Origin of the sequence: Streptomyces sp. NPDC088746 (genome assembly GCF_044751065.1) — a bacterium.
Taxonomy (GTDB): domain Bacteria; phylum Actinomycetota; class Actinomycetes; order Streptomycetales; family Streptomycetaceae; genus Streptomyces.
In genome coordinates, this window is the sequence record NZ_JBIVLA010000008.1 from 13,293 (window position 1) to 32,588 (window position 19,296).

13 protein-coding genes are annotated in these 19,296 nt (G+C 72.1%); 7 read left to right on the forward strand and 6 right to left on the reverse strand.

What is annotated here, in order from left to right:
• Window positions 1-7 precede the first annotated feature (7 nt).
• The 3 genes from ACIP63_RS29710 to ACIP63_RS29720 all read right to left on the reverse strand — a co-directional run bounded on the left by ACIP63_RS29710 (window position 8) and on the right by ACIP63_RS29720 (window position 5,916).
• Window positions 8-1,546 carry a DUF5719 family protein gene (locus ACIP63_RS29710; protein ID WP_401521685.1) on the reverse strand — a complete coding sequence of 513 codons (1,539 nt, stop codon included), beginning with the start codon at window positions 1,544-1,546 and terminating at the stop codon, window positions 8-10.
• Window positions 1,543-5,376, reverse strand: coding sequence for a glycosyltransferase (locus ACIP63_RS29715; RefSeq protein WP_401521688.1), 3,834 nt, complete (start codon window positions 5,374-5,376; stop codon window positions 1,543-1,545). Before ACIP63_RS29715 ends, ACIP63_RS29710 begins: the two co-directional genes overlap by 4 nt.
• A 276-nt stretch (window positions 5,377-5,652) precedes the next feature.
• A complete protein-coding gene (locus tag ACIP63_RS29720; RefSeq protein ID WP_031093859.1) occupies window positions 5,653-5,916 on the reverse strand; it encodes a WhiB family transcriptional regulator in 264 nt (87 codons plus the stop codon).
• 650 nt (window positions 5,917-6,566) lie between these two features.
• Here ACIP63_RS29720 and ACIP63_RS29725 point away from each other — a divergent pair.
• The 3 genes from ACIP63_RS29725 (at window position 6,567) to ACIP63_RS29735 (ending at window position 9,455) form a co-directional block, all read left to right on the forward strand.
• Entirely contained in the window at window positions 6,567-7,067 is a 501-nt protein-coding gene (locus ACIP63_RS29725; RefSeq protein ID WP_401521690.1) for a cysteine dioxygenase, read from the forward strand.
• A gap of 106 nt (window positions 7,068-7,173) precedes the next feature.
• Window positions 7,174-8,130 carry a 2-phospho-L-lactate transferase gene (gene cofD / locus ACIP63_RS29730; protein WP_401521693.1) on the forward strand — a complete coding sequence of 319 codons (957 nt, stop codon included), beginning with the start codon at window positions 7,174-7,176 and terminating at the stop codon, window positions 8,128-8,130.
• Window positions 8,127-9,455 (forward strand): coenzyme F420-0:L-glutamate ligase, encoded by a 1,329-nt coding sequence (locus tag ACIP63_RS29735; protein WP_401521694.1) that lies wholly within the window; start codon window positions 8,127-8,129, stop codon window positions 9,453-9,455. The genes cofD and ACIP63_RS29735 overlap by 4 nt, the downstream gene beginning before the upstream one ends.
• Before the next feature lie 21 nt (window positions 9,456-9,476).
• Here ACIP63_RS29735 and ACIP63_RS29740 read toward each other — a convergent pair whose 3' ends face one another.
• The 3 genes from ACIP63_RS29740 to ACIP63_RS29750 all read right to left on the reverse strand — a co-directional run bounded on the left by ACIP63_RS29740 (window position 9,477) and on the right by ACIP63_RS29750 (window position 13,260).
• Window positions 9,477-10,481, reverse strand: coding sequence for a DNA-3-methyladenine glycosylase family protein (locus ACIP63_RS29740; RefSeq protein ID WP_401521697.1), 1,005 nt, complete (start codon window positions 10,479-10,481; stop codon window positions 9,477-9,479).
• Window positions 10,482-10,617: 136 nt separating this feature from the next.
• Complete coding sequence (locus ACIP63_RS29745; RefSeq protein WP_401521700.1) at window positions 10,618-11,709, reverse strand: sugar phosphate nucleotidyltransferase; 1,092 nt, start codon at window positions 11,707-11,709, stop codon at window positions 10,618-10,620.
• A gap of 78 nt (window positions 11,710-11,787) precedes the next feature.
• Window positions 11,788-13,260: a peptidoglycan recognition protein gene (locus ACIP63_RS29750; protein ID WP_401521701.1), complete on the reverse strand. Its 1,473-nt coding sequence runs from the start codon at window positions 13,258-13,260 to the stop codon at window positions 11,788-11,790.
• 140 nt (window positions 13,261-13,400) lie between these two features.
• On the opposite strand from ACIP63_RS29750, the gene ACIP63_RS29755 reads away from it, so the two are divergent.
• The 4 genes from ACIP63_RS29755 (at window position 13,401) to ACIP63_RS29770 (ending at window position 19,290) form a co-directional block, all read left to right on the forward strand.
• A complete protein-coding gene (locus ACIP63_RS29755) occupies window positions 13,401-14,153 on the forward strand; it encodes a TIGR03089 family protein (protein ID WP_401521702.1) in 753 nt (250 codons plus the stop codon).
• Between the two features lie 186 nt (window positions 14,154-14,339).
• Complete coding sequence (locus tag ACIP63_RS29760; RefSeq protein ID WP_401521703.1) at window positions 14,340-15,632, forward strand: LCP family protein; 1,293 nt, start codon at window positions 14,340-14,342, stop codon at window positions 15,630-15,632.
• Between the two features lie 234 nt (window positions 15,633-15,866).
• Window positions 15,867-17,558 (forward strand): LCP family protein, encoded by a 1,692-nt coding sequence (locus tag ACIP63_RS29765; RefSeq protein ID WP_401521705.1) that lies wholly within the window; start codon window positions 15,867-15,869, stop codon window positions 17,556-17,558.
• A 49-nt stretch (window positions 17,559-17,607) separates the two neighbouring features.
• Window positions 17,608-19,290, forward strand: a complete 1,683-nt coding sequence (locus tag ACIP63_RS29770) for an LCP family protein (protein ID WP_401521708.1) — start codon at window positions 17,608-17,610, stop codon at window positions 19,288-19,290.
• Window positions 19,291-19,296 lie beyond the last annotated feature (6 nt).

Consider the following 19,296-nt stretch of genomic DNA (forward strand, 5'->3'; position numbering starts at 1 on the left):
CGCGGCCTCAGTCGTCCAGGACCGACAGGTCCTGCTCCGCCTCGGGCACCTCGACCATGCCCTCGTCGTCCGGCAGCGTCTGCACGGTGAACATGTCGATGCCGCCCTCCTCGATCGTGAGCGTGCGGGCGGCGTGCACCGGTCCGCCCGACTCGGACTCCACCGTCAGGGCGTAGCCGCCCTTGAGGCCGGCCGGAGCCTCCGGCTCGACCTCCAGTGTCGTGCCGCCCTTGACCGTGTACGTCTTGACGGTCGCCTCGCCGCCCTCGCTGCCCCCCGACGCGGTGACCTTGACCTCGGCCGTTTCGCCCGGGGCGGTCAGGGAGAGCACCGAGCCCTTCGCCCGGTTGTCGGCCACACTCGCCCGCTCGCCCACGGGACCGGTGGCCGGAATGAACGCGACCTCCTGCTCGGCGCCCTTGCCGCGCACCACACGCAGAGCGGCGACCACCGGAGTCCCGCTGCCGTCGGCGGGGGTCAGCCGGAGCGAGCCGGGCTCCCCCCGGGTGACGTCCTTGAGGTCGACGCTCGCGGTCATCTGCGACTTGATGTGCAGGGTGTCGTTCCCGGCCGGTGAGAACGCGCCGTTCTTGCCCAGGAGCTGGACCTTCACATCGGCGTCGTCCTCGCCGGGCGCGAACGCCACGAGGCGTACGGAGGTGGCGTCGGCCGGGATCCCCGGCAGGACCTGGGTGCTCGCCGGGTCGGCGGAGGCGGCCAGCCAGTCGCTGCCCACCTCGTCCTCGGCGGCGCTCACGACCGCGCCGACACGTCCCGACCGGGTGGTGACATGGACGGTGACGTTCTCCGCGGTCTCGCTGGTCAGGGTCGAGATCAGCATCGGGACACTCGACCTCGCCGGGACGGTGATGCCCTCACCGACGTCGGACTTCAGGGGGCCCTCGGCGCCGTACAGCTCGATGTCCGCGACGGCGGCGGTGTCGTCCGGGTTGGTGAGGTGGACGTAGTCCTGCCGGGCCTTCCCGGTGCTCGCCCCCGGGAACCAGAAGTCCGTGTCGGGGGCGGTGCAGCTCACGCCGAGCAGACCGCGGGCACCGCCCGCGGCGGCCATGGTGGTCTGCTGCGCGGTCCAGCCGGGGGCGAACGCGCCGGTGGCGGTGCCGACGAGCGCGGGAGCCCCGGACTTGGAGGTCTCGGCGGTGGACGGCGTGCCGAGGTCCTTGAGCGAGACGACGGGCTTGCTGTCCGCCGCCTCGTCCTTGTCGTCCTTCTTGTCCTTGTCGTCCTTGTCCGCGTCCTCGTTCTCCGCGTCCTCGTCCGCGGGGAGGGCTTCGGCCGCCTTCAGCTCCGCGGCACCGGCCTCCTGGCCGCCCTTCCCCGCCGGGGTGAAGGACGTGTACGTCGTCTCCGCCAGGTCGGACGTGCTCGGCTCCGGGCAGAGCAGGCTGGAGCGCTCGACAGGGAGCCGGGCGGCGGCCTTCGCCTCCGTGGCGCCCTCGTCACCGGGCACGGTGAGCGCGGCGAAGCCGGTGACGGCGGCGAGGGCGACGACGCCCGCGATGAGGGACAGGGGGGTGGACTTCACTCGGACTCGCCTCGCGATGCGTTGCCGTTGCCGTTGCCGTTCGGCCACGGGCCCTGGCCCGGGGCCGCGTTCTCGTCGTGCCCGTCGTGCCCGTCATGCCCGTCGTACGGGGCGGCTTCGCCGGTCCCCGGGGCGTAGGGCTGCTGCTGGGCGTAGCCGTACGGGTCGTAGGCGCCCTGCTGCTGATACGGGTCCTGCTGGTAGGGATCGGGCTGGTAGTACTGGCCGGCGTCCTGGCCGCCCTGGTACTGGCCGTAGTCGGCGCCCTGGTACTGCTGCGCCTCCCACTCCCCGTAATTCTGCTGCGGGACCGCCGCGTAGGTGCCGGTGCCGTCCTGGCCGGCCGCGTACGGGTCCGTGCCGTCCTGGCCGGACGCGTACGGGTCCGTGCCGTCCTGGGCGCCGGGAACCGCCGCGTACGGATCGGCGTTCTGCTGCGCCGGGATGTACTCCCCCGGCGCCTGCTCCGGAACGCCCGGAGCCGCCTCGCCGTACCCGGTCGCCGTGCCGTCCTCCGCGTGCACCACCCCCGCGGCGTCGTCTCCCGGCACCGCGGCTTCCGCCTGGGCCGCCGCGCGCAGCCTGCGGGCCCGGCGTCCCTCACCGGCGACCGGCTCGGCCGCGACGGCCTCGGTCTCCTCCGGCAGGTCGTCGTCGATCTCCCGGCGGCGGCCCGGCAGGGCCAGCACCACCAGGACGACGCCGAGCGCCACCTGCGCCCAGACCCAGGCGGTGTGGGTGACGGGTTCGTCGAAGGTGAGGTCGAGCGTGCCGCCCTCGGCGGGCAGCTCGAAGCCCTGCGCCCAGCCGTCCACGGTCTTCGGGGTCAGCGCCTTGCCGTTCAGCGTGGCCTGCCAGCCCGGATCGGCCGCGTCGGCGATCCGGAGCACCCGGCCGGAGCCGCCCTCCGGGATCTCGCTGTGTGCCTCGACGGCCTGCGATCCGACGGGTACGGGCTCGGCGCCCTCGCCGGAGGGGACGACCGCGAGCCGGGAGACCTGACGGTCGACCCGCCACAGGGCGCTGCCGTCCAGCTGGCTGAGCCTGCTCAGACCCGGGGTCGAGTCCAGCACCCGGCTCATCTGCCGGGGCGCCCCGTCCCGTACGAGTACGTAGCGGATCGCGAAGCCGCTGAGCTGGCTGCCCTGGTCGGCGCCGGAGCCCGCGACCAGGTTGGCGACGACCTTGTCGAGGTGGGTGTTGCTGCCGCCGGCCTCGGTGAGCTCGGCGTCGCCCAGACGGGCGCCCGAGCCGCGGACCAGGCTGTAGGAGACGGCGGCGGGGGACGTGCCCCCGAGCACCAGCGTGCGCGCCTGGTCGCGGGTGTTGCTCTCCTCCGCGACGAAGGCGGGCACCTGCACGGGGTCGCGCCGCTCCACCGGACCGGCCGCGCCGCCGATCATCCAGCCGGCCGCGGCCAGGACCGGGGCGAGCCCGGCGGCCAGGGCGATCAGCGCGGCGACCGGCTGACGCCAGCCGAAGCTCAGCGCGGCGACCCGGACCCGGGCACCGTCCGCGCCGAGCAGTGCGGCGGTGAGCAGTGCGATGCCGTAGACGAGCGTGGCGGGCCCCGCCCAGGTGGAGCCGTTGGAGATCGCCGCGAAGACCAGGGAGACGAGCACGACGACCCACGCGGTGCGGATCGCGAACTGCCGCTCCCCGCGCATCAGGGCGGCCAGCGCCGCCAGCACGATGCCGAGCAGCAGGACGCCGCCGGCGGCCTTGGGGCCACCGGGGCTGATGCCGAGCAGGTCCAGGGCGGACGCCGTGCCCGTACCGATGTCGAGCCCGGCCTCCCGCAGCAAGCTCGACGGGCTCGTCAGCAGGGAGAGCGACCAGGGCGCGAGGACCAGGAGCGGGGTCCCGACCGTGGCCAGGAAGCGCAGTCCGTACGCCGCGATGTCGCCCCGGCGCAGCACGAGCACCCCGATGCCGAGCACCACCGCGAGCGGCCAGACGATCGGCGTGAAGGCCGTGGTGAAGGTGAGCAGCAGGGTGTACGCCCAGGTGGCGCGCCAGCTGCCGCGCGCGGTGGAACCGTCGCCCCGCAGCCCGTGCGCGGCGACGGCCGCTCGGGCGATGAGCGGAAGCAGGACGGCCAGTACCGCCGTGCCGAGCCGCCCGGTGGCCAGCGCTCCGGTGGCGGCGGGCAGGAAGGCGTAGGCGACGCTCGCCCAGGCCCGCAGGAGACGGGACTCGATCAGCGGCCGGGAGGCGAAGTACGCGGTGAGCCCGGCGAGCGGGACCGAGCAGACGAGCAGGAGGGTCAGCGCGAAGCCCGTGGAGCCGAGGAACAGCGCCGACAGGGCGGCGATCACGCCGAGGTAGGGGGGCGCGGACTGCGTTCCTCCGGTACCGACGGGGTGCCAGCCGTCCGCGTAACGCCCCCAGAGGTCGGAGACGTCGGCCGGGGCGGGCAGCAGTGCGCCGCCCGCGAGTGCCCCGCTGCCGAGCAGACCCCGGCAGGCCACCAGCGAGACGAGGAGGAGGAGCGCGAAGAGCACGGGGCCGGGCTTGCGGCCGACCTTCTTGAGCCGTGCGAACTGTTCGATCTCCAGGAAGTCGGCGTCGTCACCGCCGGGCCCGGACTCCACCGCTCCGTGCCGTGAGCCGCCGGAGTCGGAGTCGGTGCGGTTGCCGAAGTTGCCGGCGACCTGCTCGACGGTGGCCCGGACCGTGGCGCCGGGCGGCGGGAAGAGCGACCGCAGCTCGGCCGCGTCCACCGCCCCTCCCTTGCGCGCGCGGCGCGCGGCGAGGATCCGCCCGGGGCGCAGCAGGGTGCCGAAGAGTCCGGCGACCTCGTCGAGCGCCTGCCCGGGCACCTTGCCGACGAGGTAGGCGAGGGTGCGCAGCAGGGTGCCGACGACGAGGCGGACCAGGGCCCACGGCAGCTGTTTGCCGCGGGCGTTGACGAGCATCGTGTAAACGGCGCCGGCCTTGTCGACGCGGTGCGGGCTGGAGACGGAGCGCCCGGCACAGTCGATGGGCCGGCGTTCCCTGGCGGAGGCCTCGGCATGTCGCAGGACGGCGTCGGGGGCGACGAGCACCCGGTGGCCGGCCATGTGCGCGCGCCAGCAGAGGTCGACGTCGTCACGCATCAGCGGGAGCCTGCGGTCGAAGCCGCCCAGCTCCTCCCAGACGTCGCGGCGCACCAGCATGCCGGCGGAGGAGACGGAGAGCACCGTACGGACCTGGTCGTGCTGGCCCTGGTCCTGTTCGCGGCGGTCCAGTCCGGTCCAGCGGCGTCCGCTGTTGGCGATGGAGACGCCGACCTCGAGGAGCTGCTTGCGGTCGTACCAGCCCCGCAGCTTGGGACCGACGATCGCGGCGTGCTGGTCGTTGTCGACCACGCGGAGCATCTCGGCGAGCGCGTCCGGCTCGGGGGCGCTGTCGTCGTGCAGCAGCCAGAGCCACTGGACGGGTTCGCCGTGCGGAAGCTCCGGCAGGTCGTACGCGTCGTCGCGCCAGCTGCGCGTGACGGGGTCCCAGCTGCTGGGGCGCTTCAGATACGGGAGGTCGTCGGGGGTGAGGACGCCGGCCGTGCGGGTCGCCTCGTCGACGGCCGTGCCGAAGCTCGTACGCCGGGCCAGGTGGAGGACGCGCTCGCCGCCCAGCGCCTCGGTCACCAGACGGGCGGAGTCGTCGGCGCTGCCTGTGTCGGCGGCGACGACGTTCTGTACGGGGCGCTCCTGCCCGAGCAGTCCGCCGAGCACATGGGGCAGCCATCGTGCGCCGTCGTGCGAGACGAGCACGGCGGTGACGACGTGCCGGGGGAACTCAGGGGCGGCGGCGGCCGCGTTCGGCGCCGCCGAGTGGCTGTGCACGGACATCGGGGTACGGGCCCTCCGGCCGGGTCCGGAGGGGGTTCCCCCCGGGGGCTGCATCGGTGTACACGCGCGCCCCGGCGGGGCGTTGGCGCGTCTCTCGGACGGGGCCCCACACTAACGGTACGGATGTCCGGCCCGCGCCGAGCGGTTGACCGGCGGAAACCGGAGACGCCCGGAGATGCCGGAGATGGCCGGACATGCCGATGGCCTGGGGGCCGCACCCCGTGCGCAGGGTGCGGCCCCCAGGCCATCGCCGACCCGGTGTCCCGGTGCTCGGCGTCAGATGGCCGCCTTCTTCAGGCGTCGCCGCTCCCGCTCGGAGAGACCGCCCCAGATCCCGAACCGCTCGTCGTTGTTGAGGGCGTACTCAAGGCATTCGGAACGGACTTCGCAGGCGAGACAGACCTTCTTGGCCTCGCGCGTGGAGCCGCCCTTCTCAGGAAAGAAGGACTCGGGGTCGGTCTGGGCGCACAGCGCGCGCTCCTGCCAGCCGAGCTCTTCGTCCGCGTCCTCGACCAGCAGTTGCTGGAACAGCTCGGTCATGTGCGCCCCTCGTCTGTCTCTTGCGTCCCCGTGATGCGGCCGTTATCGATGCGGCCGAACGACACGAGTGAAATTACAAGTGTGTAGCTTCGGGCCAGTCAAGCGAAGATCTGCTATTGGCCTCGGTATTCACTCTGCGGAACCAAGCCTATGCGGTAAGTGTTCAAATCACCAAAAACCTGACATATGCCATCGGCTCCACCCGGTCCCACTTCTCACTCGGTGAGACGAGCGAGGCGGCCCCGATGTTTCGATTTGATCACCGGAGCGACCAAGATCACAGTAGGGTCACGGCCCGTCAGCCGCGTTTGAGGACACAGTTGATGCGCCACCTTGCCCCTGCGAGGGGTGCCAAAACCTTTCGCCATCGACCGCAACCGGATGGGGTGAAACATTGCCGCCAAATCGGGCATTGGGTTGACAGAGGGCAGACCCACCCGGTCTCCTTGACTTCATGCCAGCGACCGCAGTGACGTACACGACCCACACCCGTGGGTTCCGTACGGCTGTCCAGGCCCGCTGTTGCTGTTCCAGCTGTCACAGCTGTTGAAGCCCGTAGCGCTCCAGCTCTGATCCAGCTTCGTTTCATCGCATTCCGCTCTCCGCGACCCCCCGCACGCGCATCCACATGCCGAGGAACCACCGCACCCATGAACAGCGACAGCGACCTTTCGATCGCCGGCGACATCCTTGAGGTCCAGCACCTTCTCCAGCCGGCCAGCCCCCATCCCTCCACCGTGGCCGGGTTCGCAGGACTCGCCCGCTCCATCGCCGCGGACCGCGCGCGGTGGGCTCCGCTCGTCCGGTACGACACCACGACCCGCTGGTACCACCGGCTGCAAACCGGGCCCGGTTACGAGATCTGGCTGCTGAGCTGGGTGCCCGGCCAGGGCAGCGGCCGCCACGACCACGGCCTCTCCTCCGGTGTACTCACCGTCCTGGAGGGCGAGTTGACGGAGCACACGGCGCGCGGCGCGCAGGCCCTGGACGCGGGCGCACAGCGCGTCTTCGCCCCGGGATACGTCCACGAGGTCGTCAACGACTCCCTGGAGCCCGCCGTCAGCCTGCACATCTACTTCCCGGGCCTGACGGACATGCCCATGCACGCGACACAGTGCGCTCCTGCCGCCGAGGACGCCGTACCGGCCTGAGGCTCCCACCACCACCCCGACAACGATCAGGCTTCGCCTGACAGCCCCACCCGTCGCCCACCACCACCCCGACAAGGATCAGGCTCCGCCTGACAGACTGTTGTGCATGCGCATTGTGGTTCTGGCCGGCGGTATCGGTGGTGCTCGTTTCCTGCGTGGCCTCAAACAGGCCGCGCCCGACGCGGACATCACGGTGATCGGCAACACCGGCGACGACATCCATCTGTTCGGGCTGAAGGTCTGCCCCGACCTCGACACCGTGATGTACACCCTCGGCGGTGGCATCAACGAGGAGCAGGGCTGGGGGCGTACCGACGAGAGCTTCCGGGTCAAGGACGAGCTCGCGGCGTACGGCGTGGGGCCCGAGTGGTTCGGCCTCGGCGACCGTGACTTCGCGACCCACATCGTCCGTACGCAGATGCTCGGCGCGGGCTACCCCCTGAGCGCCGTCACCGAGGCCCTCTGCGCGCGCTGGAAGCCGGGGGTCCGGCTGATCCCGATGTCCGACGACCGCATCGAGACGCATGTGGCCGTGGACGTCGACGGCGAGAGCAAGGCCGTCCACTTCCAGGAGTACTGGGTGAAGCTGCGCGCCTCCGTGCCGGCGCAGGCCGTCGTGCCGGTGGGCGCGGAGCAGGCCAAGCCCGCTCCGGGCGTCCTGGAGGCCATCGCCGAGTCGGACGTCATCGTCTTCCCGCCGTCGAACCCCGTCGTGTCGGTGGGGACCATCCTCGCCGTACCCGGCATCCGGGAGGCGATCGCCGAGGCCGGGGTCCCCGTCGTCGGGCTCTCCCCCATCGTCGGCGACGCACCCGTGCGGGGCATGGCCGACAAGGTGCTGGCCGCTGTGGGCGTCGAGTCCACCGCCTCGGCCGTCGCCCAGCACTACGGTTCGGGTCTGCTCGACGGCTGGCTCGTCGACACCGTCGACGCCGGAGTGGTCGACGAGGTCGAGGCGGCGGGGATCCGCTGCCGCGCGGTCCCGCTGATGATGACGGACACCGCCGCCACCGCCGAGATGGCCCGCCAGGCCCTGGCGCTGGCCGAGGAGGTACGGGCATGAGCGGCGGTCCGGCCGACGCGGCGCCCTCGTACCGGGTGTGGGCCCTGCCCGGGATGCCCGAGGTGCGGGAGGGCGACGACCTCGCGAAGCTGATCGCCGCCACGGAGCCCGGCCTGGTCGACGGCGATGTCCTGCTGGTCACCTCGAAGATCGTCTCCAAGGCGGAGGGCCGGATCGTCGAGGCCACGGACCGGGAGGCGGCGATCGACGCCGAGACCGTCCGGGTGGTCGCCCGGCGCGGGACGCTCAGGATCGTGGAGAACCGGCAGGGGCTCGTCATGGCCGCGGCCGGGGTCGACGCCTCGAACACCCCGGCCGGGACGGTCCTTCTGCTGCCCGAGGACCCGGACGCCTCGGCCCGGCTGATCCGGGACGGCCTGCGGGACGCGCTCGGGGTCGAGGTCGGGGTCGTCGTCACGGACACCTTCGGCCGACCCTGGCGGAACGGTCTGACGGACGTGGCGATCGGAGCCGCGGGGGTCAGGGTCCTGGACGACCTCCGGGGCGGCACCGACGGACACGGCAATCCACTGAGCGCCACCGTCGTGGCCACGGCCGACGAGCTGGCCTCCGCCGGTGACCTGGTGAAGGGCAAGGCGTCCGGGCTGCCGGTCGCGGTGGTGCGCGGGCTCCCCCACGTGGTGGCGGACGCGTCCGCGGACGAGGACCCGGGCGCCCGGGCGATGGTGCGGGTCGCGGCCGACGACATGTTCCGGCTGGGCACGTCCGAGGCGGTGCGGGAAGCCCTGAATCTCCGGCGGACGGTCCGGGAGTTCACGGACGAGCCGGTGGACCCCGGCGCCGTACGACGCGCCGTGGAGGCGGCCGTGACGGCTCCGGCGCCCCACCACACGACCCCGTGGCGCTTCGTCCTGCTGGAGTCGGAGCGGTCGCGTCACCGGCTGCTGGACGCGATGCGGGACGCGTGGATCGCGGACCTCCGCCGCGACGGCCGGAGCGAGGAGTCGGTCGCCAAGCGGGTGCGGCGGGGCGACGTCCTGCGCAACGCGCCGTACCTGGCCGTCCCGTGCCTCGTGATGGACGGCTCGCACACCTACGGGGACGAACGCCGGGACACCGCGGAGCGCGAGATGTTCGTGGTCGCCGCCGGCGCGGGCGTGCAGAACTTCCTGGTGGCGCTCGCGGGTGAGCGGCTCGGCTCGGCGTGGGTGTCCTCCACGATGTTCTGCCGGCCCGTGGTGCGCGAGGTGCTGGACCTGCCGGACTCCTGGGACCCGCTGGGCGCGGTGGCCGTGGGGCACCCGAAGGGGACACCGCCGGCGCGGACGGCCCGGGACGCGGGCGCGTTCATCGCGGTGCGCTGAAGCGGGCCCCGGGACCGCCGGTCAGAGTCGGGCGATGTCCCGGGGCGTCATCCGAGGGGCCCGGCGCGCCGGGGTGTGCCCCGAGAGCATGATCAGGCGCGTCGCGCGGTGGCGCTGGCCCTCGTACGGGGCGAGGAGCTCCAGCATCTCCTCGTCGTCGGCGTTCCTGTTGCCCGCGAGCGCGTGACCCACGATGCCCGGCAGGTGGAGATCGCCGACCGTCACCGCGTCCGCCGCGCCGTTCGAACGCTGCAGGGTCTCCGCCGCCGTCCAGGGGCCGATGCCCGGGATCAGCTGCAGCCGGGCCGACGCCTCGGGGAGCTCCATGGCGGCCGCCTCCTCCATGCGCCGGGCCACCCGGACCGCGCGCAGGATCGTGGCGGAGCGCTTGGCGTCCACGCCCGCGCGGTGCCACTCCCAGGACGGGATCAGCGACCAGGTCCTGGCGTCCGGCATGACGTACAGGCCGTACGTGGCGAACGCCGCGTCGGCGGGGCCGGGGGCGGGGGTGCCGTAGGTGCGGAGCAGCAGCCGCCAGGCGCGGTAGGCCTCGTCGGTGGTGACCTTCTGTTCCAGGATCGACGGGATCAGGGACTCCATGACCAGCCCGGTGCGCAGCAGGCGCAGGCCCGGCCGGCGGCGCTGGGTCAGGGCGATCAGCTTGTGGCGGGGGCGGAAGGCGTCCGGGGTGTCACCCGCGCCGAGCAGTGCGGGGAGTCCGTCCAGGAGCCACTGGGCGCCCGGCCCCCAGGCCGTCGCCGCGACGCGGCCGTCGTGGGAAGCGGAGACACGCAGGGTGCCGGGGCCGGCCGGGGTGCGGGTCGCCCTCCAGAAGGACCCGTCGGGCAGGGCGCGGTAGGCGGGGTCCGCCGGGCCCCGCCGCAGGGGGCTCAGGACCAGCCGCAGGTCGAGCGGGTCCGGCGGTGCCCAGGTCCGGGTCCGTGGCGGGGCGGACGCGGAGCCCGCATCGAACCCCGGCTCCTGACGGGGCACGGCGGTGGTGCGGGGTACGAAGCGTCCTGCCACGGGTGAGGTCCTCGGTCGTCGGGGGTTCTTGTCGAGGGTAGACCGGAGGAGACCCCCGACGGGCCGGTGAGACGCCTCACCGGCCGGTGGGACGGGTCACTGATCGGTGGGACGGGTCACCGGCCGGTGGGACGGGTCACTGGTCGGACGAGAAGCGGACCGAGGCGTCCGGGAGGACCGCGCCGCACCAGACCCGGATCCCGTCCCGCAGTTCGTTGTCGGCGCCGACCCGGGCGCCGTCGCCGATCACCGCGCCCGTGAGCACCGAGCGGCTGCCGATCCGGGCCCCGGCCCCGACCAGCGAGTCGGTGACGACCGCGCCCGGTTCGACGACCGCGCCGTCCAGCACGGTGGAGCCCGAGATCCTCGCGCCCTCGCCGATCAGCGCGCCCTCGCCGATGACCGTACCGCCGGTCAGCTTGGCGTCGGCGGCCACGGAGGCGGTGGGCAGGACGAGCCGGTCGCCGCAGCGGCCGGGCACGGCCGGGGACGGGGCGCGGCCGAGGACCAGGTCGGCGGAGCCGCGTACGAACGCCTGCGGGGTGCCCAGGTCCAGCCAGTACGTGGAGTCCACCATGCCCTGGAGATGGGCCCCGGCGGCCAGCAGGCCGGGGAAGGTCTCACGCTCCACGGAGACCGGCCGGCCCGCCGGGATCGTGTCGATGACCGACCGGCGGAAGATGTACGCCCCCGCGTTGATCTGGTCGGTGACTATCTCCTCGGGTGTCTGCGGCTTCTCCAGGAAGGCCGTCACCCGGCCCGTGGCGTCCGTCGGCACGAGACCGAAGGCCCGCGGGTCCTCCACCCTGGTGAGGTGCAGGGAGACGTCCGCCCCGGAGGTGTCGTGCGCCGAGACCAGGGCCCGGATGTCGAGGCCGGTGAGGATGTCCCCGTTGAACACGATGACGGGTTCGTCCGGGCCCGAGGCCAGGCGCGACGCCACGTTCCGGATGGCTCCGCCGGTACCGAGGGGTTCCTCCTCGGTGACGTACTCGATGGAGAGGCCGAGCGACGAACCGTCACCGAAATACGGTTCGAATACCTCCGCCAGGTAGGACGTGGCGAGCACGATGTGCTCCACCCCGGCCGCCCTGGCACGCGCCAGCTGGTGCGTGAGGAACGGCACCCCCGCCGCCGGAACCATCGGCTTGGGGGTGTGCACCGTGAGCGGACGCAGCCGGGTGCCCTTGCCACCGACCAGGAGGATCGCTTCTCTTGCCTCTGTCACAGCACCGTCTCTGCTTCCTGCTGGGGCCGGGCCTCGTTTCGGCTGGCCAGTGTATGCAGACCGTTCGGAGCCTCCCGGTCAGCGGCCCTGCAGCTTCGCCGAACTGGTCCGGGCCGTGCCGAGCTTGTTGTAAAGACGGATTCCGGGGCATTCGGTTGCGAAACCGTCGCGGTGCCCGGAGATGACGTTGAGTTTGGCCTTCGCGCCCTTCTTGTACTTGCCGCTGCCGCCGGAGACGAGCGTGACCTTGCCCTTGGGGTTGCGGCCGAACAGGCCGAGCTTCCAGGCGGTGAGCTTGGCGATGGCGGTGACCGCCGCGGCGGGCGGGGTCTTCGAGCTGTACGTCCCGAGTACGGCGATGCCCATGCTGTTCGTGTTGAAACCGAGGGTGTGGGCTCCGAGAACCGCCTTCGACACGCCCCCGGCGCGTCCTTCGTAGATGTTTCCGCACTTGTCGACGGCGAAGTTGTAGCCGAAGTCACGCCAGCCGCTGCTCTTGACGTGGTAGCGGTAGATACTGCGCAGGACGGAGGGTGCCTGGGCGCAGGTGTAGTTGTTGCCGGTGGCGCTGTGGTGGACGAACGCCGCCTTGACGGTCGAGGTGTAGGCGAAGGTGCGCTCGCGCAGGCTCTCGTCGGCGCCCCAGCCCTTGCGGGTGACGATGCGCGGCCGCGGTCCCACGAACGGCTTGGCGCCCGCTCCGACGACCGCCTGCTCCTCCGACTCGGCCTTGCTCAGGGCGGAGATCTCGGCGGCGCCCAGCGGGGCGAGGTCGGCGTTGACCGCGGAGCTCTCGGCCGCGGCGGTCGTGAGGGCCGCTGCCTCCGGGAGCGCACCGGGCTGGGCGGCGGTGGCGGGCGTCGCGGTGCCCGCCGAAGGGGTGACGGCGGCCGGGGTGCCGGTGGCCGGGGTGGCGGTGGCCGGGGTGGCGGTGGCCGGGGTGGCCTCGGCTCGCGGCTGCTCCGGGTCGTCGCCCGGGTCGACGAGTTCCACCTGGAGGCCGGCGGGGAGGGGCGCGGCGTCGGCGGCGCCGCTCCGCGGTCCGGCGTTCTCGGAACGCACGCGTACCTCGACGCCGTCCGAGTCACCGACCCAGAGCGGGGCGGTGGAGCCGCGGACCGTTCCCGATTCGCGTTCGGGGCTGCCGGAGTCCGCGGCGTGGTCGGTGTTGTGGGTCTCCAGGGACTGCCAGCCGGACCACTTGGTGGTGCCGGTCGCGCGGGTGCGGACCTGGACGGTGCCGTGCAGTTCGGCGTCGGCGTCGTCCCAGACGACGCCGACGAGGGAGAAGCGGTGCGAGTCGCGCCGCAGCAGCCCTTGTACGGCCGCCGGGTGCATGGATTCGGTGGGTGTACCGGTGGCCCTCGGGACCGCGTCGGGGAGCGGGCGCAGGGGCATCGACTGGGTCGATCCCGCGGGTTCGGCGGGGGCTGCCGCGGGCGCCTGCGCGACCGGGGCCTGAGCGGGGGCGGCGGGAGCGGGCGCGGCGAGCGGGAGGGTGAGTGCCGTCGCGCAGGTGACGCCGATCGAGGTTGCAAGAAGTGCACGCATACAGGAAATCCTTGACAGAGTCCGGCATTCCCGGCTACTGGAGTAAACCCGCCTGCAGTTGACGCCCCGTCTGCCGAACCGGTGTACGAGGCACTCGTGACGCCCCGTCGGGCCGGCACCCGCCGCGTACCCTTGCGCGGATGAACGCCAGTGATCGCACCCCCGCCGACCTGCTGCGATCCGCGCTCGCCGCGGACCCCGGCCGTCCCCTCGTCACCTTCTACGACGACGCAACCGGAGAGCGCGTCGAACTGTCGGTGGCCACCTTCGCCAATTGGGTGGCCAAGACCGCCAATCTGCTCCAGGGAGATCTGGCCGCCGAGCCGGGCGACCGGCTCGCCCTGCTGCTCCCCGCCCACTGGCAGTCGGCCGTCTGGCTGCTCGCCTGCTCGTCCGTGGGCGTCGTCGCCGAGGTCCAGGGCGATCCGGCGTCCGCCGATCTGGTCGTCAGCGGACCCGACACGCTCGAACGCGCCCGCGCGTGCCGGGGTGAGCGCGTCGCGCTGGCCCTGCGCCCGCTCGGCGGCCGGTTCCCGCAGCCTCCCGAGGGGTTCGCGGACTACGCGGTGGAGGTACCCGGCCAGGGCGACCGCTTCGCCCCGTTCGCCCCCGTGGACCCGGCGGCCCCCGCACTGACCGTTGGCGGGGTGGGCCTGACGGCGGACCAGCTCGTCGCGCGGGCCCGTGAGGACGCTGCGGAGCTGGGACTCGGCCCGGGGTCCAGGATCCTGACAGGCCGTACGTACGACACCTGGGAAGGACTCTCCGCCGGGCTCTTCGCACCGCTGGCCGCGGGGGGCTCCGTCGTCCTGTGCCGCCATCTGGACCGGCTGGACGAGGACGGGCTGGCCAAGCGCGTCGAAAGCGAGCGGATCACCGGCACCGCGGTATGACAAGCGCCCCTGAGGCCACTCGTCCGGCCCACAGCGGGCCGAGCCCCCGGGAATGCGCACCGGCGGCGGTACATGATCGGGCGGTACGAAGCACCACCGGGAACGCCGCCCGCATGCACAACCAAGCGTGAGGTTCAGCCGTCTACTTCTGCGACCGGCGGCCCCTCGCGCCGCCGAACGTGAAGGATGGACGCAGACGTGAGCGACAGCCCCGGCACCCCCGCCGAACCGGACCGCCCGGACGACTCGGCCGGGGGCGGGCCCGCGGACGGGAGCGACGGCGGGTCCGCGGCCGGCACCTGGACCGAGCGTCCCCGGCCCGGCCCCGGGACCGGCCGGCGGCCCTGGCTCCGCTGGACCGCTCTCGCCGCGTCCTTCCTCGTGCTGGTCGCCGCCGGGGCCGGCTGGTGGCTCTACAAGAAGCTCGACGGCAACATCAGCACCGACACGAGCGCGGCCGCCGAGCTCAAGGCGTACGAGAAGGAGCGCCCGCGGCCGATCGCGAGGGGCGCCCGGAACATCCTGCTCATCGGCTCGGACACCCGCTCCGGCGACAACAGCCGGTACGGCCGTGACGACGGCGGCAGCCAGCGCTCGGACACCACGATCCTGCTGCACCTCGCGGCCGACCGTGAGAGCGCGACGGCGGTGTCGATCCCGCGCGACCTCATGGCCGAGATCCCCAGCTGCCACAAGGACGACGGCAAGGCCACGAAGGAGCAGTTCGCCCAGTTCAACTGGGCCTTCGAGCTCGGCGGCACGGCCTGCACGATCCGTACGGTCGAGAAGATGACGGGCGTCCGCGTCGACCACCACATGGTCATCGACTTCAACGGCTTCAAGGACATGGTCGACGCCGTGGACGGTGTGGAGGTCTGCCTCAAGGAGCCGGTCGACGACGCGGACGCCCGTCTCAAGCTCCCCGCGGGCCGCCAGAAGCTCGACGGCGAGGAGGCCCTGGGATACGTACGGGCCCGTAAGTCGATCGGCGACGGCAGCGACACCGAGCGCATGGACCGTCAGCAGAAGTTCCTGGGGGCGCTCGTCAACAAGATGCAGAGCGACGGCGTGCTGCTGAACCCGACGCGGCTCTACCCGGTGCTGGACGCGGCGACCAAGTCGCTCACCACCGACGAGGGGCTCGACTCCCTGAGGGACCTGTACGACCTGGTGCGCGGCATGCGGAACGTCCCCACGGAGAAGGTGCAGTTCCTGACCGTGCCCCGGAAGGAGTACCACGCCGACCCGAACCGCGACGAGCTCGTGCAGCCGGACGCGGACCGGCTGTTCGCACAGCTGCGCAAGGACGAGGCCGTCACCGTGGTCCCCGCCGAGGAAATCAAATCCGGGGATTCACAGGCAGATCACAGCTCCGGGAAGGACCCGTCCGGCCAAAAGCCAGGCGATTCGGACGCGAGCCCGACCCCGGCGCCTACCTATTCGGGGTCGAATGCCGCAGATGACCCGTGCGGCCCGTAAAACAATGCCCAAAACATCAACAGACATGGACGGCAAAACAGAGCGGAATAGGCAGAATGCCCGGTTGTAAAGAGCGTGGAATGTGTCACGCACGCCCCCTGTGGCCGATTCCGCCGGATAGTGTGACGCGATCCGGTGCTCGCGGCCAACAGGCCGCGCACGGCCGGAGCGGACGACCGAGCGCCCGGCCGGGGGAGGCGCCTCGCGTGGCACCGACGGAGGATTCAGGAAACCGTGGACGCGCATAGCCGTGGGCGGGCGGACGAAATAGATCCCGCCGAGCAGTGGGTGCTCAACCCGCGGACCGGCAATTACGAATTGCGACTGAACCACTCCGGAACAGAGTCGCCCGGCCCTTCCCGTACGGCGAATCGGCCGGCCGGCCGGGGCGAATCCGCCGGGGTGCCCGCTCAGCGGAGCCGCCGCCCGGCGGGTGACGGCGGCGACCGGACTCCCCCGGCCGCCGGCCGGGGACGCAAGCCGCGGGCGTCGAGGCGGAAGAAGGCGCTGCTGTGGACCGGCGGGGTCATGGCCTTCGTGATCGTCGCCGGGTCTGCGGGGGCCTACGCGCTCTACCAGAAGTTCAACGGCAACCTCGACACCGTCGACGTCGGTGACGCGGGCAGCAAGAGCGTCGCCGGCGACGGCCCGCTCAACATCCTGATCATCGGGACGGACAAGCGGACCGGCGAGGGCAACGAGGGCTACGGCGACACGGGCAGTACCGGCCACGCCGACACCAACATCCTGTTCCACGTCTCCGCCGACCGCACCAACGCGACGGCGATGAGCATCCCCCGGGACCTGATCACCGACATCCCCGACTGCACCGCCAAGCAGGCGGACGGTTCGGAGAAGGAGATACCCGGCTCACAGAACGTGCGCTTCAACGTGAGCCTCGGCCAGGAGGGGCGCGACCCCGGCTGCACGATGCGGACGGTCAAGAAGATGACCGGCCTGTCGGTCGACCACTTCATGATGGTCGACTTCAACGCGGTCAAGACCCTCTCCACGGCCGTCGGCGGCGTCAAGGTCTGCCTGGACAAGGCGGTCAAGGACCCGGACTCGCACCTCGACCTGCCGGCCGGCGAGTCCACGATCCAGGGCGAGGACGCGCTGGCCTTCGTCCGCACCCGGCACAGCTTCGGGAACCAGAGCGACCTGGACCGGATCAAGGCCCAGCAGCAGTTCATCGGCTCGATGATCCGTCAGATGAAGTCCGACGACACGCTGACCGACCCGGGCAAACTCTTCAAGCTCGCCGACGCGGCGACCAAGGCGCTCACGGTCGACTCCGGCATCGGGTCGATCAAGAAGCTGACCTCGCTCGCCCAGGAGCTCGGCAGGATCGACACCAAGAACATCACCTTCGTCACCATGCCGGTGAAGGACAACCCGGCCGAGCCGACGCCGGTCACCGTCGTCGTGGACCCGCAGAAGGCCGAGCAGTTGTTCTCCGTCATGCGCTCCGACACCTCCCTCACCGAGGTGAAGAAGAAGGAGCAGGCGGCCGAGGACAAGCAGGAGGCCGTCCTCGAGGGCAGCAGGGCCGAACCCTCCGGCATACGCGTCGACGTCCTCAACGGCGGCGACATCACCGGCGCGGCGGCCGCGACCGTCACCTGGCTGCGGGACGAGCAGGGCGTGACCGGCTCCACGAACAAGGCGAACGCCCCGGCGAAGGCCGACAGCACGACGCTGGCGTACACACCGGGCCAGGCGGACCAGGCCCGCGCGCTCGCGGACATCATGGGCCTGCCCGCCACAGCGCTCAAGCAGGGCGCGGCGGGGGCCGACGTCGACCAGGCGATGGTGCTGACCCTGGGAGCCGACTTCAAGGGCGCGGGCGTACCCGTCACCGGTCCGGCAAAGGCGCCGGAAGACATGCAGAGGGCAAGCGCCGACAAGGCGGAATGCGCGAAGTGACGACCGGTCGTCGCGCCACAGCGGAATTCTGAGGAGCAGGGGGATCCTGGTGGGACGTAGCAGCACGCGCGGGGAGGGGACACGGCCACGCAGCCGGCACGACGGGCCGCCGGGCGGCGAAGGCAGCGGTGACGCACCGGACGGCGCCGGGCGCAGAGGCCACGGCCGACGGGCCCGGACGGCCCCGCCCCAGGCCGGGGGCGGCCCGGGGAGGCCCAACCGCCGCGCCCGGCGGACCGCCGGAAAGGGCGGGAAGCGACGCGTCCTGCGCTGGGTGGCGTGCGTTCTCGCGCTGCTGATACTCGGCACCGGCGGCGCCGGTTACGTCTACTACAAGCATCTCAACGGCAACATCAGGAAAGAGGACCTGACGCTCGGCGACAAGGAGATGGCCGACCACAAGGCCAACTCCGCCGGGCAGACGCCTCTGAACATCCTGCTCATCGGATCCGACGCCCGGGACTCCAAGGCCAACCAGAAGCTGGGCGGCGCGAAGGACACCTTCGGGGGCACGCCGCTCGCCGATGTGCAGATGCTGCTCCACCTCTCCGCGGACCGCAGCAACATCTCGGTCATCAGCATGCCCCGCGACACCATGCTGAAGATGCCCAAGTGCACCGACCCCGACACCGACGAGGTGTACCCGGCCAGCACGGTCGACGTCCAGACCAACGAGAGCCTGGGCCGCGGCGGCCCCGGCTGCACGGTGGCCGCCTGGTACGAGCTCACCGGCATCACCATCGACCACTTCATGATGATCGACTTCGCGGGTGTGGTCTCCATGGCCGACGCGATCGGCGGCGTCCCCGTCTGCGTCGACGCCAACATCTACTCGCACACCGGCGACGGCAAGGGCTCCGGGCTGAAGCTGGAAAAGGGCACCACCTCCGTCAAGGGCAAGCAGGCCCTCCAGTGGCTGCGTACGCGCTACGGCTTCGAGGACAACACGGACCTCGGCCGGACCAAGGCCCAGCACCAGTACCTGAACTCGATGGTCCGCCAGCTGCGCAAGGGCACCAAGCTCACCGACCCCGGAAAGCTGATGAACCTCGCCGAGGCGGCCACCAGCGCGCTCACGGTCGACAAGGGGCTCGACACCGTCAAGAAGCTGTACGACCTGGCCGAGGAGCTCAAGAAGGCCCCGACCGACCGCATCACGATGACGACCATGCCGAACGTCTACGGCACGGGGCAGTTCAGAGGGCGGGTGTACCCGAAGCCCGAGGAGGCCGAGCAGGTGTTCCGGATGATCCGTGAGGACATCCCGCTCGACGGCAAGGCGTCCAAGCGCAAGGCGCCCGTGGCCGAGGACCAGGCCGCCCCCACCGCCGAGATCGCGGTCAGCGTGCGCAACGCGAGCTCCACGGAGACCCTCGGTCCGGTCCAGGGCCGCGCGACCACGGTCCAGGAGCTGCTCACGGAGGCCGGCTTCGCCAAGGCGACCGTCGACCAGCAGAACGTCGAGGCCGCCGCCACGACGGGCATCCTCTATCCCAGTGCGGACCTGGAGGGCGACGCGCAGGCGGTCGCCAAGGCGCTCGGGATCCCGGTGTCCCAGGTGAAGAGGTCGACCGGCGTCTCGGGCATCGTCCTGGCCGTGGGCGCCGACTGGCGCGAGGACGGGGCGTACCCCGCCAAGGCCGCCGAGGAGAAGACACCGGACTCGGCGAACCCGCTCAACGGCGCGGACGAGGAAGCCTGCATGAAGGTCAACCCGGGCTTCACCTGGTGACGTGAC

Excerpts from the sequence above, each read along its gene's own strand:
- ACIP63_RS29715 (WP_401521688.1), bottom strand. The coding sequence starts at position 5,376 with ATGTCCGTGCACAGCCACTCGGCGGCGCCGAACGCGGCCGCCGCCGCC.
- ACIP63_RS29720 (WP_031093859.1), bottom strand. The coding sequence starts at position 5,916 with ATGACCGAGCTGTTCCAGCAACTGCTGGTCGAGGACGCGGACGAAGAG.
- ACIP63_RS29725 (WP_401521690.1), top strand. The coding sequence starts at position 6,567 with ATGAACAGCGACAGCGACCTTTCGATCGCCGGCGACATCCTTGAGGTC.
- cofD (WP_401521693.1), top strand. The coding sequence starts at position 7,174 with ATGCGCATTGTGGTTCTGGCCGGCGGTATCGGTGGTGCTCGTTTCCTG.
- ACIP63_RS29735 (WP_401521694.1), top strand. The coding sequence starts at position 8,127 with ATGAGCGGCGGTCCGGCCGACGCGGCGCCCTCGTACCGGGTGTGGGCC.
- ACIP63_RS29750 (WP_401521701.1), bottom strand. The coding sequence starts at position 13,260 with ATGCGTGCACTTCTTGCAACCTCGATCGGCGTCACCTGCGCGACGGCA.
- ACIP63_RS29755 (WP_401521702.1), top strand. The coding sequence starts at position 13,401 with ATGAACGCCAGTGATCGCACCCCCGCCGACCTGCTGCGATCCGCGCTC.
- ACIP63_RS29760 (WP_401521703.1), top strand. The coding sequence starts at position 14,340 with ATGGACGCAGACGTGAGCGACAGCCCCGGCACCCCCGCCGAACCGGAC.